This window comes from Anaeromyxobacter sp. SG66, assembly GCF_022690805.1.
Taxonomy (GTDB): domain Bacteria; phylum Myxococcota; class Myxococcia; order Myxococcales; family Anaeromyxobacteraceae; genus Anaeromyxobacter; species Anaeromyxobacter soli.
The window spans coordinates 1-1,302 of sequence record NZ_JALCZC010000048.1 but is presented as its reverse complement, the minus strand read 5'-3'; the positions used below and the strand labels follow the sequence as shown (position 1 = coordinate 1,302).

General features: G+C 81.4%; 1 pseudogene. It reads right to left on the bottom strand.

Features of this window, described 5'->3' with window-relative positions:
* A pseudogene (locus tag MNZ39_RS14070) lies at positions 1-1,302 on the bottom strand (transcriptional regulator); the annotation flags it as partial.

Genomic DNA, 1,302 nt, shown 5'->3' with positions numbered 1-1,302 from the left:
GCGCTGCCGCGCGATCTCCTCGAGCGCCTCGGCCTCCGCCTCGGCCTCCCCGAGCCGCCCGCGCGCCAGCGCGACGCGCACCGCCTCGGGCCGGAACACCGCGTCGCACGCGGCGCAGTCGCCGTGGCGCGCCGCCGTCTCGCTCGCCTCCCGCACGGCGTCCTCCGCCGCGTACAGCGCGCCCGCGGCGAGGCGGTTGCGGGCTTCGGTCGCGTGGAGCCGCGTGAGGGCGTGGCGGCGGAGCCCCGCGCGCTCCGCGACCACGATGCCGAGGTCCACGAGGGCGAGCGCCTCGTCCAGGCGGCCGCGCAGCGTGAGGAGGCAGGCGAGCCGCTCGAGGGCGAGCGCCTCGCCGATGGCAGAGCCACCCGCGCGGTGGCGCTCGAGCGCGTCGCGCAGGGCGGCCTCGGCGAGGTCGAGGTCCCCCCCGGCGAGCGCGGCGACGCCCTCGCCGTGACGGCCCGCCGCGACGGAGCCTGCGGCCCCGCGCTGGCGGGCGCGCTGCGCGAGGAGCGCGGCCGCGTGGCCCACCTCGCCGGCCGTCGCGTCGCAGAGCAGGTCGCGATCCCAGAGGACGAGGTGGAGCGGGACGGGGTGCTCCGGGGCGAGGTCCTGGCGGGAGGAGCGCGCGCTGTCGCCGGTCGCGTCGTCGGGCGGGCGCAGCGGGTCGCCGAGCGTCGCGCGGGCGAGGGCCACGAGGTCGGCGGCGCGGGCGGCGAGGTCCGCGTCGCCCGTGTCGCTGGCGCGCTCGAGGCACCCCTGGGCGGCCGCGAGCGCGTCGGCGGGGCGGCGCTCGTGCCAGAAGAGCTGCGCGCGCACGTGCAGGAGCGCCGCCGCCTCCTCGCCCTGCGCGTCCACCGCGTGGAGGCCGTCCTCGAGCTCGGCGTTCGCCGCGCGGAGCAGGCCCGCGGAGGCGAGCGAGATCGCCGCGAGGCGGTGGGCGCGGGCCCGCTGCTCGGGGCTGGGGCGGAAGCCGCCGCCGTCCTCGAGGTGGGCCGCGCCGGAGAAGGAGCGCGCCGCGCCGGCGAGCTCGCCGAGGCCGAGCTGGACGCGGCCGACCGCGTCGAGGAGCTCGAGCTCCTGCGGCCCGTCCGCGCCGGAGCGCTCGAGCAGGTCGAGCGCCTCGGTGTAGAAGGCGAGCGCCTCGCGGAGCCCGGCGCGCGCCGCGGCGCGGTGGCCGGCGGCGACGAGGTGGACGACGGCGCGGTCGGGATCGCCGGCGCGGCGGCGGTGCCAGGCGAGCGCCTCGGAGGGGAGCTCGCCGCCCGCGGGGAGCGCCGCCTCCAGCCCGTCGGCGAGCGC